The following is a 1,800-nucleotide window of genomic DNA, read 5'->3' on the forward strand; positions in this document are numbered from 1 at the left end:
CAAGGCACTGCCGCCGCCGGCTGACGCTGCCTATGCACGGGCGGCCTATGAGGCGCCGCAGGGCGCAGTCGAGACGGCGTTGGCGCGGATCTGGGCCGAGCTTCTCGGGCTGGAGCGGGTCGGACGCAACGACCACTTCTTCGAACTGGGCGGCCACTCGCTCCTAGTGGTGCAGGTGTCGAGCCGGTTGTCGCAGGCTGTTGGAGTCGAACTGCCGCTGCCAACGCTGTTCGCCACGCCGGTGCTGGCCGATCTGGCCGCAAGCATCGTCGAGGTGTTGAGCCGCTCCGGTCGCCAAGACGTGCCGGCGATTGCAGCCGTATCGCGTCATGAGCCGCTTGTGCTGTCGTTTGCGCAGCAGCGGCTGTGGTTCTTAGCGCAGCTGGACGAAGGCAGCACGCACTATCACATTCCGCTAGCCTTGCGGCTGCGCGGGGTCCTCGATCGCAGCGCCTGGCAGCGCAGCCTTGACCGTCTGTTTGCGCGTCATGAGGCGCTGCGCAGTGTCTTTGTCGCGCCGCAGGGCAAGCCCCGGGTTGAGATCCTGCCGCCGGATGCGGGACTGCCGGTGCTTGAACACGATCTACGGCAGAGGCCGGATGCGGAAGCGGCACTTTTGGATCTGTGCCATGAAGAGGAGCGCACATCGTTTGATCTTGCGCGCGGGCCGCTGATCCGCGGGCGTCTGGTGTGGATGTCAGATGAGGAACACGTCTTCCTGCTGACCCAGCATCACATCGTTTCGGACGGCTGGTCGATGGGCGTGTTGGTGCGTGAACTCAGTCAGCTTTACCGGGCGTTCGAGGCTGGACAGGACGATCCTTTGCCGCCGCTGGCGATCCAGTATCCGGATTATGCCGCCTGGCAACGCCAATGGCTGTCGGGGGAACGGCTGCAGAAGCAGGCGAAATATTGGCGCAACGCCCTGTCAGGCACGTCCCTTCTTGTGTTGCCGACGGACCGTGCGCGGCCCGCCCAGCAGTCGTTTGCCGCGGCCAGTATTCCTGTTGTCATCGATGCGGATCTGACGCGGGACTTGAAGCGGCTGAGCCGGCAACATAGCACGACGTTGTTCATGACGGTGCTGGCGGGCTGGGCGACGGTGCTGTCGCGTCTGTCAGGGCAGGACGACCTTGCGATCGGCGTGCCGAGCGCCAATCGCTGCCGGCGCGAGATCGAAGAGTTGATCGGCTTCTTCGTCAACACCCTGGCGCTTCGGCTGGACCTGTCAGGCGAGCCGAGCGTGTCGGAGCTTCTGGAGCGGACGCGGCGCACGGCGCTGGCTGCGCAGGAGCATCAGGACCTGCCGTTCGAGCAGGTGGTGGAGATCGTGCAGCCGCCCCGGGCTCTTGACCATACGCCGTTGGTGCAGGTGATGTTGGCCTGGGAAAATAATGCGGTTGGGTCATTGGACCTGCCAGGACTGAGTGTGGAGGCTGCCGGGAAGGGGTTCGATCAAGTCAAGTTCGATCTGGAGCTGAGCCTTAGCGAGCAGGGCGAGGAAATCGCTGGAACACTGAGTTATGCCACAGCGCTTTTTGATCAGGCGACGATCGAGCGGCAGCGCGGTTATCTACTGGCGCTGCTGCGGGCGATGGCTGCCGATGCAGGCCAGGCGGTCGGCCGCATCGACATCCTGTCGGCTGAGGAGCGCAACTATCTGCTGGAGGATCTGAACCGGACCGCGGCGGCCTATCCGTCGGAGCGGTGCATCCATGAGCTGTTCGAGGCGCAGGTGCAAAAGGCGCCGGAGGCGGTGGCGGTGGTCCACGAGGACCAGCGCGTCAGCTATGGCGAGCT

Annotated in this window: 1 protein-coding gene; it reads left to right on the forward strand. The window is 64.6% G+C overall.

Translation table 11 applies throughout. The features are described 5' to 3' along the window. Positions 1-1,800, forward strand: a 1,800-nt coding sequence (locus P0R31_RS40585) for a condensation domain-containing protein (protein WP_275521204.1), incomplete at both ends; no start/stop codon positions are given.

This window comes from Bradyrhizobium yuanmingense (assembly GCF_029167105.1).
GTDB classification, from domain to species: domain Bacteria; phylum Pseudomonadota; class Alphaproteobacteria; order Rhizobiales; family Xanthobacteraceae; genus Bradyrhizobium; species Bradyrhizobium yuanmingense_A.